Annotated in this window: 13 protein-coding genes; 5 read left to right on the top strand and 8 right to left on the bottom strand. The window is 72.3% G+C overall.

The window, feature by feature from the left end; genetic code table 11:
• The first annotated feature begins 62 nt into the window (after positions 1-62).
• Together Q9S36_RS47180 and Q9S36_RS47175 are read left to right on the top strand one after the other, a co-directional pair.
• Complete coding sequence (locus tag Q9S36_RS47180) at positions 63-1211, top strand: class I SAM-dependent methyltransferase (RefSeq protein WP_311291655.1); 1149 nt, start codon at positions 63-65, stop codon at positions 1209-1211.
• Between the two features lie 40 nt (positions 1212-1251).
• On the top strand, positions 1252-1947 hold the full coding sequence (locus Q9S36_RS47175) for a DNA alkylation repair protein (protein ID WP_311291654.1): 696 nt from the start codon (positions 1252-1254) through the stop codon (positions 1945-1947).
• Positions 1948-1953: 6 nt separating this feature from the next.
• Here the strand turns inward: Q9S36_RS47175 and Q9S36_RS47170 are convergent, their stop codons facing one another.
• The 5 genes from Q9S36_RS47170 to Q9S36_RS51745 all read right to left on the bottom strand — a co-directional run bounded on the left by Q9S36_RS47170 (position 1954) and on the right by Q9S36_RS51745 (position 5575).
• Positions 1954-2697, bottom strand: coding sequence for a sirohydrochlorin chelatase (locus tag Q9S36_RS47170; protein ID WP_311291653.1), 744 nt, complete (start codon positions 2695-2697; stop codon positions 1954-1956).
• A gap of 100 nt (positions 2698-2797) precedes the next feature.
• Positions 2798-3541, bottom strand: coding sequence for a phosphoadenylyl-sulfate reductase (locus Q9S36_RS47165; protein WP_311291652.1), 744 nt, complete (start codon positions 3539-3541; stop codon positions 2798-2800).
• Entirely contained in the window at positions 3541-3699 is a 159-nt protein-coding gene (locus tag Q9S36_RS47160; protein ID WP_311291651.1) for a hypothetical protein, read from the bottom strand. The genes Q9S36_RS47165 and Q9S36_RS47160 overlap by 1 nt, the downstream gene beginning before the upstream one ends.
• Positions 3696-5414, bottom strand: coding sequence for a nitrite/sulfite reductase (locus tag Q9S36_RS47155; RefSeq protein WP_311291650.1), 1719 nt, complete (start codon positions 5412-5414; stop codon positions 3696-3698). Before Q9S36_RS47155 ends, Q9S36_RS47160 begins: the two co-directional genes overlap by 4 nt.
• A 71-nt stretch (positions 5415-5485) precedes the next feature.
• Positions 5486-5575, bottom strand: a complete 90-nt coding sequence (locus Q9S36_RS51745; RefSeq protein ID WP_372440565.1) for a putative leader peptide — start codon at positions 5573-5575, stop codon at positions 5486-5488.
• Positions 5576-5791: 216 nt separating this feature from the next.
• Between Q9S36_RS51745 and Q9S36_RS47150 the strand changes: the two genes are divergently transcribed.
• The gene (locus tag Q9S36_RS47150) at positions 5792-7228 is read left to right on the top strand and encodes a glycine hydroxymethyltransferase (RefSeq protein WP_311291649.1); all 1437 of its coding nucleotides are present in this window, start codon (positions 5792-5794) and stop codon (positions 7226-7228) included.
• Positions 7229-7234: 6 nt separating this feature from the next.
• On the opposite strand, the gene Q9S36_RS47145 is transcribed toward Q9S36_RS47150, so the two are convergent.
• Complete coding sequence (locus tag Q9S36_RS47145) at positions 7235-7927, bottom strand: response regulator (RefSeq protein WP_311291648.1); 693 nt, start codon at positions 7925-7927, stop codon at positions 7235-7237.
• Positions 7924-9531, bottom strand: coding sequence for a sensor histidine kinase (locus Q9S36_RS47140; RefSeq protein ID WP_311291647.1), 1608 nt, complete (start codon positions 9529-9531; stop codon positions 7924-7926). Before Q9S36_RS47140 ends, Q9S36_RS47145 begins: the two co-directional genes overlap by 4 nt.
• Before the next feature lie 136 nt (positions 9532-9667).
• Between Q9S36_RS47140 and Q9S36_RS47135 the strand changes: the two genes are divergently transcribed.
• Positions 9668-11035 (top strand): cation:dicarboxylate symporter family transporter, encoded by a 1368-nt coding sequence (locus tag Q9S36_RS47135; RefSeq protein ID WP_311291646.1) that lies wholly within the window; start codon positions 9668-9670, stop codon positions 11033-11035.
• 133 nt (positions 11036-11168) lie between these two features.
• Here the strand turns inward: Q9S36_RS47135 and glgA are convergent, their stop codons facing one another.
• Positions 11169-12377, bottom strand: a complete 1209-nt coding sequence (glgA, locus tag Q9S36_RS47130; protein WP_311291645.1) for a glycogen synthase — start codon at positions 12375-12377, stop codon at positions 11169-11171.
• 73 nt (positions 12378-12450) lie between these two features.
• Here glgA and Q9S36_RS47125 point away from each other — a divergent pair.
• A partial coding sequence (locus tag Q9S36_RS47125; RefSeq protein WP_311291644.1) for a sugar phosphate nucleotidyltransferase occupies positions 12451-12778 on the top strand: 328 nt, incomplete at its 3' end.

The raw sequence follows: 12778 nt of genomic DNA, 5'->3' as shown, positions 1-12778 counted from the left end.
CGCGTCGTACGACCGTCTGACCACCAGCATCCACCCGGGATGCCCACACGAGGGAGACCCAGATGACCACCGTCGACGACACCACCCAGGACTCGACCCAGGACTCGACCCAGGACACGACCCAGGACACGACCCAGGACACGACCGGGGAGGCACCCGCGGTCGACATGGACGCCCTGATGCAGCTCGTCGGCAGCTTCGTCGGCGACCTCGGCGCCACGATGGGCGCCGGCAACGTGCTGCTCGGCGAGCGACTCGGCCTCTACCGCGCCCTCGCGACAGGCCCCGCGGACGCCCGCGAGCTCGCGACGAGGACGGGCACCGACCCGCGCTACGTCGACGAGTGGCTGCGCGGCCAGGCCGCCGGCGGCTACGTGCAGTACGACGCCGGCAGCGCGACGTACTCGATGACGCCCGAGCAGGCCTTCGCCCTCACCGACCCGTCGGGGCCCGTCTTCCTGCCCGGCGCCTTCGAGCTGGCGCTGGGTGCCCTCAAGGCGTCCGACGAGATCGAGCAGGCCTTCCGCACCGGTGCCGGCTACGGCTGGCACCAGCACGACGAGATGGTGTTCACGGGCTGTGAGCGCTTCTTCCGTCCCGGCTACCTGATGCACCTGCTCCCCGAGTGGGTGCCGGCGCTGGACGGGGTGCCGGCGAAGCTCGAGCGGGGTGCCCGGGTCGCGGACCTCGGCTGCGGCCACGGCGCCTCGACGGTGCTGATGGCCGAGGCGTTCCCGGCGAGCACGTTCGTCGGCTCCGACTACCACGAGGGATCGATCGAGGCCGCCCGCGAGCGCGCCGCCGCCGCGGGACTGGGTGACCGGGTGCGCTTCGAGGTCGCCGGCGCGCAGGCGCTCGACGAGCACGACCTCGACCTGGTGACCACCTTCGACTGCCTGCACGACATGGGCGACCCCCTCGGCGCGGCCCAGCACGTCCGACGCTCGCTGGCCCCCGACGGCACCTGGATGATCGTCGAGCCGGCCGCCGGTGACACCGTGGCGGCGAACCTCAACCCGGTGGGCCGGGTGTTCTACGGCTTCTCGACCTTCCTGTGCGTCCCCAACGCGGTCTCGCAGCCGGGCGGCTACGCGCTCGGTGCCCAGGCCGGGCCGGCGGCGATCCGCCAGGTCGTGACCGACGCCGGGTTCACCCGGTTCCGCAAGGTCGCCGAGACGCCGTTCAACCACGTCTACGAGGCACGGCCCTGACCCGGTCGCGCGTGTCGGAGGTGGCTGCCACCATGCAGCCATGACCTACGTGGGGGCGGTGCGGGCGGCGCTGGCCGGGGTGGGGGACCCGGCCAGGGCCGCCCAGCAGCAGGCCTACATGAAGTCCGCGCTGCCCTACGTCGGGCTGACCGCCCCGCAGCTGCGGTCACTGCTGCGGCCGCTCCTGGCCGAGGAGCGGTTCATCGACCGGGGCTCGTGGGAGGCGGCGGTCCTCGAGCTGTGGGACGACGCGACGCACCGCGAGGAGTGGTACGCCGCCCTCGCCCTGCTGCGGCACCGCGCCTACCGGCAGTGGCTCGACCCCGACCTGCTCCCGCTGCTCGAGCACCTGGTGCGGACGGGCGCCTGGTGGGACGTCGTCGACGAGACCGCCACCCACCCGGTGGGCGACGTGCTGCTCGGCCACCGCGCCGACGTCACCCCGGTGGTGGACACCTGGTCCGTGGACGACGACAGCCTCTGGGTCCGGCGCACGGCGATGATCGCGCAGCTCGGCCACGCCGAGCGGACCGACACCGACCTCCTCGAGCGGGTCCTGGTCGCCAACCTCGACGACACCCGCTACGGCGGGGAGTTCTTCGTCCGCAAGGCGCTCGGGTGGGCGTTGCGCCAGCACGCCCGCACCGACCCGGAGTGGGTCCGGGCGTTCGTCCGGACCCACTCCGACCGGCTCAGCGGGCTGTCCCGCCGTGAGGCGCTCAAGCACCTCGCGTGAGTGGGCTCAGACCGGGACGAGCTCGACGGCGCCGACGGCGTAGCGGGCCAGGATCGCCCGGGCCACGGCGGGGTGGGCACCCAGCGGGTCGGACACCGCCACGGCGCCGGCCTCGAGGGCGAGCTCGGTGGCCCGGTCGGGCAGCCTGCCGGGCGCGAGGAAGAACGACGCGACCGCGATGTGGCGCTTGCCCTCCGCCCGGAAGGCGCGCACGGCCTCGCCGGCGGCCGGCGGCGCGGCCGAGGCGAACGCCGCGGTGACCGGGAGGCGGTGCCGGGCGCCCCACGTGCGGGCGATGCGGGCCACGGCCTGGTTGGCGAGCGGGTCCGAGGAGCCGGCGGCGGCGAGGACGAGGGCGTCGAGCTCGCGCACCCGGGCCTGCTTGAGCGCGTCGCGCAGGCGGACGTCGAGCACCTCGAGGAAGGCGGCCTCCATGCCGAGGATGCGGCTGGCCTGGATCTTGAGGCCCTCGTGGCGGGCCATCGCGGCGGCGATCGCCTCGGGGACGTCGACCTTGGCGTGGTAGGCCTCGGTGAGCAGCAGCGGCACCACGACGATCTCGTCGTGGCCGGCCTTGACCAGCCGGTCGACGACCGTGTCGAACGTCGGCTTGGAGAGATCGAGGAAGGCCGTCTCGATGCGGAGGTCGGGACGCATCGCCTTGACCTCGGCGACGAGCGCCTTGATCGTCGCGGCCGAACGCGGGTCCCGGCTTCCGTGGGCCAGGGCAACCAGAGCAGGAGCAGCCATCAGGGGTGCCTCCGATCGTGTGTGGTGGTGCGGTGGTGCTTCTTCGGGGGTGCGGGTACGACGGCGCTGTCGTCCCGGTGGGGTACGTCGTGGGGCGGCCTCATGCGTGGATGCCGCACTCGGTCTTGGATGTGCCGGCCCAGCGGCCGCTGCGCGGGTCGTCGCCCGGTGCCACGCGGCGGGTGCAGGGCCAGCAGCCGATGCTGGGGTAGCCGTCGTGGACGAGCGGGTTGACCAGCACGCCGTTCTCGGCGATGTAGCGCTCGACCTGCTCGTCGCTCCAGCGGGCGAGGGGGGAGACCTTGACCTTGCCCTTGCGCGCGTCCCAGCCGATGACCGGCGCGATGACCCGGTTGTGGGTCTCGGCCCGGCGCAGCCCGGTGGCCCAGGCGTCGTACTCGGCGAGGGTGTCGTTGAGGGGCTTGACCTTGCGCAGCGCGCAGCACAGGTCGGGGTCGGTCCTGTAGAGGTCCTTGCCGTGGGTCGCGTCCTGCTCCTCGACGGTCTGCTCCGGACGGACGGTGCGCAGGGTGACCGGGAGGGTCGCCTCGACGGCGTCGCGGGTGCCGATGGTCTCGACGAAGTGGTAGCCGGTGTCGAGGAAGACGACGTCGATGCCGGGGGCGACCGTGGAGGCGAGGTGGGCGAGCACGGCGTCGCCCATCGACGAGGTCACCGCGAACCGGTCGCCGAACGTGGCGACGGCCCACTCGATGATCACCTCGGCCGGGGCGAGCTCGAGCTCGGCGCCGACGTGCGAGACGAGCTCGCGCAGCTCCTCGGGCGTGCGTCCTGCGGTGTGCGTGCCCTTGAAGGCGCGGGCGGCCTGCGTGGAGAGGCTCATCAGGCACCTCCTGCCGACGGTGGACGGATCATGCCGGTCATCCGGACGGTGAAGGCGCGCAGGCACGAGCGGCACTCCCAGGCACCTGCGCCCTCCTGGGGGAACAGGTTCTCGTCCCCGCAGTAGGGGCAGTGGAAGGGCACTGCGCGCTCGCTCATGTCAGCGCCGGCTCTGCTTCGCCGCGCAGCAACCGCTCGTCGGCGCGAGCCACCCAGGCGGCGAACCGCTCGCCCTCGGTGCGGTCGCCGAGGTACGCCGACACGACGCGGGTGACGTAGTCGTCGAGGCCGGCGCTGGTGACCTTGTGCGCGCGCAGCTTGCGCCCCATGGCGTGGTGCAGCCCGAGGGCGCCGCCCAGGTGGACCTGGAAGCCCTCGACCTGCCGGCCCTCCTCGTCCATGACGAGCTGGCCCTTCAGTCCGATGTCGGCGACCTGGGTGCGGGCGCAGGCGTTCGGGCAGCCGTTGACGTTCACCGAGATGTCGGTGTCGAGGTCGGGGAAGCGCTTCTCCAGCTCGGTCACCAGGCGGCGGGCGCGCTCCTTGGTGTCGACGATGGCGAGCTTGCAGAACTCGATGCCGGTGCAGGCCATGGTGGACCGGCGCCAGTTGCTCGGTCGCGCGGTCAGCCCGATCTTCTCCAGGTCGTCGGCGAACGCCTCGGTGTCCTCGGCCGCGATGCCGAGCACCACCAGCTTCTGGTAGGCGGTCAGCCGGGCCCCCGTGGCGCCGTACTGCTCGACGAGGTCGCCGAGGGCGCTGAGCGTGGTGCCGTCGATGCGTCCCACGACCGGCGCGGCACCGACGTAGAAGCGGCCGTCCTTCTGCTCGTGGATGCCGATGTGGTCGCCCTGGACGACGGGAGCCTCGGGGGAGGGGTTGTCCACGAGCGCGCGGTGGAGGTACTCCTTCTCGAGCACCTCGCGGAACTTCTCCTTGCCCCAGTCGGCCAGCAGGAACTTCAGCCGGGCCTTGGAGCGGAGCCGTCGGTAGCCGTAGTCGCGGAAGATGCCGGCCACGCCCTCCCACGCGTCGGCCACCTCGTCGAGGGGGATCCAGACGCCGAGCTTGTGGGCGAGCATCGGGTTGGTGGAGAGCCCACCGCCGACCCAGAGGTCGAAGCCGGGGCCGTGCTCGGGGTGGACGGTGCCGACGAAGGCCACGTCGTTGACCTCGGGCGCGACGTCGTGGCTCGGGTGCCCGGTCAGCGCGGTCTTGAACTTGCGCGGCAGGTTGGAGAAGGCCGGGTTGTCGAGGGCGCGGCGCTTGATCTCGGCCAGCGCCTCGCTGCCGTCGATGATCTCGTCCTTTGCGATGCCGGCGACGGGGGAGCCGAGGAAGGGGCGCGGTCCGTCGCCGCAGGCCTCCAGCGTGCTCAGCCCGACCGACTCGAGGCGCTCCCAGATGGCCGGGACGCTCTCGATCTCGATCCAGTGGTACTGGATGTTGTTGCGGTCGGTGATGTCCGCGGTGTTGCGGGCGTAGGTCGTGGAGACCTCGCCGAGCGTGCGCAGGGCCGCGGCGTCGAGGATCGCGCCGTCGGTGCGCACGCGCATCATGAAGAAGCGGTCGTCGAGCTCCTCCTCCTCGAGCTGCGCGGTCTTGCCGCCGTCGAAGCCGGGAGCGCGCTGCGTGTAGAGGCCCATCCAGCGGAAGCGGCCGCGCAGGTCCGCCGGGTCGATCGAGTCGAAGCCGCGACGGGAGTAGGTGTGGACGATGCGTGCCCGGACGTTGAGCGGGTCGTCGTCCTTCTTGGACTGCTCGTTCTTGTTGAGCGGCTCGGTGTAGCCGAGCGCCCACTGGCCCTCGGCGCGCTTGGGACGCGGGATCTCGGTGTGCTGGGCGGCCTGGGGCTGGAACCGGAGGTCGGGCATGGTCAGGAAGGTCCTGTTCGCTGAGGTAGTGCCGCGCGCGACGTTGAGCGCGGAGGGGACTTCTGGCGGCGTCAGCGATGCCAACAGGTCGCGCTGCCCACGCGCATGAGGTCGACGTGACGTCGAACCACCAGGTGCGTGTGGGTGGAGGCGGTGACCATGTCAAGAAGTCTCAGGGAGTGGACTCGCCTTCCACAAGACGAAATCTCGTCATGTGGGATGAGGTGCCACATGATGAGACGCTACCCGCCGGTACAGGCGCAGCGACGGGGGTCAGTGCGGTCCAGGTCACACCATCGCCTCGGTGGTCCCCGACGTTCTGGTCGGTGCCAGAGCCTGTGAGCGGAGCGCCCTCCCGGACCCCTAGGCTGTCCGCCATGACGGACTCCCTCATCAGCAGCGCGTACACCCAGGCCCTCGAGGTCATCGGCCGGGTCGAGCCCCGCATCGCGGAGGCCACCCGCCAGGAGCTCACCGACCAGCGTGGCTCCCTCAAGCTGATCGCCTCGGAGAACTACGCCTCGCCGGCCGTCCTGCTCACGATGGGCACCTGGTTCAGCGACAAGTACGCCGAGGGCACCGTCGGCCACCGGTTCTACGCCGGCTGCCAGAACGTCGACACCGTGGAGTCGCTGGCCGCCGAGCACGCGCGCGAGCTGTTCGGCGCCCCCTACGCCTACGTCCAGCCCCACTCCGGGATCGACGCCAACCTCGTCGCCTTCTGGTCCATCCTCGCCAACCGGGTCGAGACGCCCTACCTGCAGAAGATGCAGGCGAAGAACGTCAACGAGCTCACCGAGGCCGACTGGGAGACGCTGCGCCACGAGTTCGGCAACCAGCGACTGCTGGGCATGTCCCTCGACGCCGGGGGCCACCTGACCCACGGCTTCCGCCCCAACATCAGCGGCAAGATGTTCCACCAGCAGCAGTACGGCACCGACCCCGAGACCGGGCTGCTCGACTACGACGCCGTCGCGGCCAAGGCCCGCGAGTTCAAGCCGCTCGTCCTGGTCGCCGGCTACTCCGCCTACCCCCGCCGGGTGAACTTCGCGAAGATGCGCGAGATCGCCGACGAGGTCGGCGCCGTCCTGATGGTCGACATGGCCCACTTCGCCGGACTCGTGGCCGGCAAGGTCTTCACCGGCGACGAGGACCCGGTCCCGCACGCCCACCTCACCACGACCACCACCCACAAGTCGCTGCGCGGCCCGCGCGGCGGCATGGTGCTCGCCCAGGAGGAGTTCGCCGCCGACGTCGACCGCGGCTGCCCGATGGTGCTCGGTGGCCCGCTGTCGCACGTGATGGCCGCCAAGGCGGTCGCGCTGGCCGAGGCGCGCACCTCCGAGTTCCAGGCCTACGCCCAGCAGGTCGCCGACAACGCGAAGTCCCTCGCCGAGGGCTTCCTCACCCGCGGAGCCACCCTCGTCACCGGCGGCACCGACAACCACATCGTGCTGCTCGACGTGTCGTCCTTCGGGCTCACCGGTCGGCAGGCCGAGTCGGCCCTGCTCGACGCCGGCGTGGTCACCAACCGCAACTCGGTCCCGTCCGACCCCAACGGTGCCTGGTACACCTCCGGGATCCGGCTCGGCACCCCCGCGCTCACGACCCGCGGGTTCGGCCACGACGAGTTCGACAAGGTCGCCGAGCTCATCGTCGACGTGCTCGCCAACACCGGGGCCGGCACCACCAAGGCGGGCGAGCCCAGCAAGGCGTCGTACGTCCTGGGCGACGGGGTCGCCGACCGCGTGAAGTCCCAGTCGGCGGAGATGCTCGACAAGCACCCGCTCTACCCCGGCCTCGTCCTCGGCTGACCCCGCTCAGCCGGGGTCGGCGCCGGTCCAGACGTAGCCGACCTCCGGGCGGCCGGCACCGCCGTAGCGCGGCTGGCGGGTGACACGGCCCTCGTCCGCGAGGTGCTCGAGGTAGCGGCGCGCGGTCACCCGCGACACCCCGATCTCCGCACCGGTCTCGGCGGCGGAGAGGCCCTCGGGCCGCTGGCGCAGCGCCACCACGACCGCGCGCAGCGAGTCCAGGCTCATCCCCTTGGGCAGGGTGTCGCCGGTCGGCCGGCTCCGGAGGGCGCCGAAGAGCTGGTCGACGTCGTCCTGCACCACGTCGCCGGGTGCGCTCTCCAGCCGCGCGCGGAACTCGGCGTACTGCTCGAGCTTGCTGCGGAAGGCGGCGAAGGTGAACGGCTTGAGCAGGTAGAGCACCACGCCCTGCGACACCGCTCGTCGTACGACGTCGGTGTCGCGCGCGGACGTCACCGCGATCACGTCGACGGTGCGGCCCTCGGCGCGCAGCCGCTGCAGCAGGCCCAGGCCGTGCCCGTCGGGCAGGTGCATGTCGAGCAGGATCAGGTCGACCTCCTCCCGGGCGAGCACGCGCACGGCCTCTCCGGCGGAGCGCGCGACTCCGGCGAGCTCGAACCCCGGCACCCGGCCGACGTACGTCGCGTGCGCCTCCGCGGCGACCTCCTCGTCCTCGACGACGAGCACGCGGACCGTCATCGTCCGCCCCCGGGAGCCGAGGCGTCGACGGTGAGCGCGAAGCGCGCGCCGCCGAGCGGCGAGTCGGTGACCTCGAGCCGGCCGCCGTGGCGCGACACGACCTGGAAGACGATCGCGAGACCGAGGCCACGTCCCTCGTCGGCCTTGCTCGACCAGCCGCGGTCCAGCACGTGGGCCCGGTCCTCGGGCGCGATGCCGGGCCCGGAGTCGTCGACCTCGATCCGGAGCCGCCGGGCGTCGCCGTCGAGGCCGACGCGCACCTGCTGGGCCCGCTCGGCCCGGGTCTCGGCCACGGCGTCGAAGGCGTTGTCGACGAGGTTGCCGACCAGCGCCACCAGGTCGCGCGGGGCGATCGGCAGCTCGGCGGGCAGCCGGCCGTCGATGTCGAGGTCGATGCCGCGCTCGGCCGCCTGGGCGGTCTTGCCGAGCAGCAGCGCGGCCAGCACGGGCTCCTCGACGGCGGTCACGACCTCGTCGGCGAGGCCCTGGGCGACCTGGAGCTCCTGGGTCGCGAACTCGACCGCCTGCTCCGGGCGGCCCATCTCCACCAGCGAGACGATGGTGTGGAGCCGGTTCGCGGACTCGTGGTTCTGCGCCCGCAGGGACTCGGTGAGCCCGCGCACCAGGTCCAGCTCGCCGGTGACGGCCTGGAGCTCGGTGCGGTCGCGGACCGTGACCACGGCCCCGACCTCGTCCTGGTGCCAGTAGGCGGGGGAGGTGCTGAGGACGAGCACCTGCTGGCCGAGGACGTAGGTCTGGTCGGCGACCGTCGTGCGCGCCTGGACCGCGGCGACCAGGCCGGGCGGGAGGCCGAGCTCGGCGAGCGGACGTCCCTCGACGTCGTCGGGCAGCGCGAGCAGGCGCACCGCCTCGTCGTTGACGAGCTGGACCCGCAGGTCCGAGTCGACGAGCACCAGACCCTCGCGCACCGCGCCGAGCACGGCCCGGTAGTACTCGTACATCCGGGTGATCTCGCGCTCGCCGAGGCCGTGGGTCTGCCGGCGCAGGCGACGCGCGATGAGCCACGCCCCGGCCAGCCCCGCCAGCATCGTCGCGCCGGCCGCCAGACCGATCCCGGGCAGGTCGTCGACCAGTTGGCGGTCGAGCCGCTCGACGGTGATGCCGACCGCCACCAGGGCGACCACCTGCTCGGCGCTGCCGTCGCTGGTCACCGGCACGACCGCCCGGACGGACGGCCCCAGCGTGCCGACGTACTCCTGCGTGAAGACCTGGCCCTCAGGCGCCCGTCCGACCTCGCCGACGAAGGTGCCGCCGATCCGGGCGGGGTCCGGGTGGGTCCAGCGGATGCGGTCGGTGCTCATGACGACCACGAAGTCGGTGCCGGTGTCGCGACGGACCTCCTCCGCGAACGGCTGGAGCGCCGTGGTGGGGTCGGCGGCCGTCACCTCCTGCCGGACGAAGGGGGAGTCGGCGACCGACTGCGCGACGGCCGTCGCCTGCTCGCGCGCTGCCTCGCGGGAGTCCCGTCGGGCGTCGAGGGCGGCGAGCGCGACCGCGGTGACGACGAGTACGACGACGACGCCGACCTGCAGCAGCAGGATCTGGCGAGCCACCGGGCTCTCGCCCCGGGCGCGACGCGTCATGCCGCGCATTGTGCCGCACGGGGCCGGGCACCTGTGACGGCGAACACAACGAACAGAACGGTGACGGGGCTCACAGGCTCGATGACGCTTGCGGACGGGCCGGCGATCGCCGGCACCCGGATCGCAGGAGGACCAGATGAGCACCACGCACCCGGCGGCGCCCGAGCGGCGGCGCGACCGCACGCACTACCTCTACATCGCAGTGATCATCGCGGTGGTCCTCGGGGCCGCAGTGGGCCTCGTCCTCCCGGACTTCGCCGTGGGGCTGAAGTGGATCGGGACCACGTTCGTGGCCCTCATCAAGATGATGATCCAGCCGGTCATCTTCTGCACGCTGGTGCTGGGCGTGGGCTCGGTGCGCAGCGCGGCCAGCGTCGGGAAGGTCGGCGGGCTGGCGCTGGCGTACTTCCTGTCGATGTCGACGGTCGCACTGGCGATCGGCATGGTGGTCGGCAACCTGCTCGACCCGGGCGAGGGGCTCAACCTCTCGGACGACGTCGCCGGCATCGGCAAGGAGCAGGCCGCAGAGGCGCACGGCTCGACGACCGAGTTCATCACCGGCATCGTGCCCGACTCGCTGCTGTCCTCCCTGACCTCCGGCGAGGTGCTGCAGACGCTGCTGGTCGCGCTGCTGGTCGGCTTCGCGCTGCAGGCGATGGGCCGCTCCGGCGAGCCGATCCTGACCGGCATCGGCCACATCCAGCGCCTGGTGTTCCGGGTGCTCGCGATGATCATGTGGGCTGCCCCGGTCGGCGCCTTCGCCGCGATCGCCGCCGTCGTCGGCGAGACCGGCATCGACGCGCTCAAGAGCCTCGCCACGATCATGGTCGCGTTCTACCTCACCTGCTTCGTCTTCGTCTTCGGCGTGCTCGGCGCGATCCTCAAGCTGGCGACCGGCGTCAACATCTTCAGCCTGCTGAAGTACCTCGGCCGGGAGTTCCTGCTGATCGTCTCGACCTCCTCCTCCGAGTCGGCGCTGCCGCGCCTCATCGCGAAGATGGACCACGCCGGCGTCGAGCAGACCACCGTCGGCGTCGTCGTCCCCACCGGCTACTCCTTCAACCTCGACGGCACGGCGATCTACCTGACGATGGCCTCGATCTTCATCGCGGACGCGCTCGACAAGCCGCTCTCGATCGGCGAGCAGGTCTCGCTCCTGCTGTTCATGGTCATCGCCTCCAAGGGCGCCGCCGGCGTCACCGGTGCCGGCCTGGCCACCCTCGCCGGCGGCCTGTCGTCGCACCGTCCCGAGCTGCTCGACGGCGTCGGCCTGATCGTCGGCATCGACCGCTTCATGTCCGAGGCCCGCGCGGTCACCAACTTCGCCGGCAACTCGGTCGCCACGGTCCTCATCGGGCACTGGACCGGCACCCTCGACCGTGCCCAGCTCGACCGGGTGCTTGCCGGCGAGGACGAGTTCGACGAGGCCACGATGGTCGACGACCACCACCCGGCCCCCGCCGTCCCCGCCTCCCGCGAGGCCGAGCCGGCCGCCACCCACTGACGCCGCGCGCGCGACGCCCCGGATCGTCGTCGGTCCGGGGCGTCGCGGCGTCGTACGTCCCGGGGTGGCGGCACATCGCATCCGAGAGGCGGTCGGAGCTGCGGTCTGCCGCCACCTGGGGAGCGGACCTCGGTCAGGTCAGGGAGCGGTAGAGGTCGAGGGTGCGGGTGGCGATCGAGCCCCAGCTGAAGGACTCCTCGGCGCGGCGGCGGCCGGCGGCGCCGTAGGCGCGGGCGCGGTCGGGGTCGCTGACCGCGTCGGTGAGCGCGGCGGCGAGGTCGGCGACGTACTGCTCCGGGTCGAGGGGCGTGCCGGTGCCGTCGGTGGCCTGCTCGATGGGGACCAGCCAGCCGGTCGCCGCTTGTCCTGAGCCTGTCGAAGGGTCGACGACGACCTCGGGGATGCCGCCCGTGGCGGTGGCGACGACAGCGGTCTCGCAGGCCATCGCCTCGAGGTTGACGATGCCGAGCGGCTCGTAGATCGACGGGCAGGCGAACACGGTCGCCGCGGTCAGCAGCGCGACGACGTCGGCGCGGGGCAGCATCTCCGCGATCCACACGACGCCGGAGCGGGTGGCAGCGAGGTCGTCGACCAGCCCGCGCACCTCGGCCTCGATCTCCGGGGTGTCCGGAGCGCCGGCGCACAACACCAGCTGGACCTCGGGCGGCAGTGCGGCGGCGGCGCGCAGGAAGAGCGGCAGACCCTTCTGCCGGGTGATCCGGCCGACGAAGATCACGCTCGGCCGGTCGGGGTCGACCCCGAGCTCGCGCACCCGGTCGGGGTCGGTGACGGGCGACCAGAGCGTGGTGTCGATGCCGTTGTGGACGACGTGCACCCGGTCGGGGTCGACGGACGGGTAGCTGCGGAGCACGTCGTCACGCATGGCGGCGCTGACGGCGACGATCCCCGCCGCGCCCTCGTACGCCGTCCGCTCGGCCCAGCTCGACAGGGCGTAGCCACCGCCGAGCTGCTCGGCCTTCCACGGCCGCATCGGCTCGAGGGAGTGGGCGCTGACGACGTGCGGGACGCCGTGCATCAGCCCGGCGAGGTGGCCGGCCATGTTGGCGTACCAGGTGTGGGAGTGGACGAGGTCCGCTCCGGCGCAGTCGTCGACCATCGCGAGGTCGACGCCGAGCGTGCGGATGGCCGGGTTGGCAGCGGCGAGCGAGTCCGGCTCGGCGTACGCCGTCGTGCCCGGCTCGGACCGCGGGGCGCCGAAGCACCGCACGCGGGCGTCGACGTCGGGCAGGACCCGCAGCGCCCGGACCAGCTCGGCCACGTGGACACCGGCCCCGCCGTAGACCTCGGGCGGGTACTCCTTGCTGAGGACGTCGATCCGCATGGAGTCGAACCTAGTCCGAAACGCGGACCCGAGGGAGGTCGACCGCGCCCCCGCGGACGGCTAGTTTCGACGCATGGCCATCACGCCCCCGCGCAAGAAGGTCCTCGCCGTCGTCCTCGCCGGTGGTGAGGGCAAGCGGCTGATGCCGCTCACCGCCGACCGCGCCAAGCCGGCGGTGCCCTTCGGGGGCATCTACCGGCTGATCGACTTCGCGCTGTCCAACGTCGTGAACTCCGGCTACCTCAAGGTCGTGGTGCTCACGCAGTACAAGTCGCACAGCCTCGACCGCCACGTCACCACCACCTGGCGGATGTCCCAGCTGCTCGGCAACTACGTCACGCCGGTGCCGGCCCAGCAGCGCGTCGGCAAGCGCTGGTACCTCGGCAGCGCCGACGCGATCT

This window comes from Microbacterium sp. ARD31, assembly GCF_031844425.1.
This window is presented reverse-complemented; position numbering and strand designations above follow the sequence as displayed.

Bases quoted from the DNA above. Each gene is read 5' to 3' on its own strand.
- Q9S36_RS47180 (WP_311291655.1), top strand. From the start codon at position 63: ATGACCACCGTCGACGACACCACCCAGGACTCGACCCAGGACTCGACC.
- Q9S36_RS47175 (WP_311291654.1), top strand. From the start codon at position 1,252: ATGACCTACGTGGGGGCGGTGCGGGCGGCGCTGGCCGGGGTGGGGGAC.
- Q9S36_RS47170 (WP_311291653.1), bottom strand. From the start codon at position 2,697: ATGGCTGCTCCTGCTCTGGTTGCCCTGGCCCACGGAAGCCGGGACCCG.
- Q9S36_RS47165 (WP_311291652.1), bottom strand. From the start codon at position 3,541: ATGAGCCTCTCCACGCAGGCCGCCCGCGCCTTCAAGGGCACGCACACC.
- Q9S36_RS47160 (WP_311291651.1), bottom strand. From the start codon at position 3,699: ATGAGCGAGCGCGCAGTGCCCTTCCACTGCCCCTACTGCGGGGACGAG.
- Q9S36_RS47155 (WP_311291650.1), bottom strand. From the start codon at position 5,414: ATGCCCGACCTCCGGTTCCAGCCCCAGGCCGCCCAGCACACCGAGATC.
- Q9S36_RS51745 (WP_372440565.1), bottom strand. From the start codon at position 5,575: ATGGTCACCGCCTCCACCCACACGCACCTGGTGGTTCGACGTCACGTC.
- Q9S36_RS47150 (WP_311291649.1), top strand. From the start codon at position 5,792: ATGACGGACTCCCTCATCAGCAGCGCGTACACCCAGGCCCTCGAGGTC.
- Q9S36_RS47145 (WP_311291648.1), bottom strand. From the start codon at position 7,927: ATGACGGTCCGCGTGCTCGTCGTCGAGGACGAGGAGGTCGCCGCGGAG.
- Q9S36_RS47140 (WP_311291647.1), bottom strand. From the start codon at position 9,531: ATGACGCGTCGCGCCCGGGGCGAGAGCCCGGTGGCTCGCCAGATCCTG.
- Q9S36_RS47135 (WP_311291646.1), top strand. From the start codon at position 9,668: ATGAGCACCACGCACCCGGCGGCGCCCGAGCGGCGGCGCGACCGCACG.
- glgA (WP_311291645.1), bottom strand. From the start codon at position 12,377: ATGCGGATCGACGTCCTCAGCAAGGAGTACCCGCCCGAGGTCTACGGC.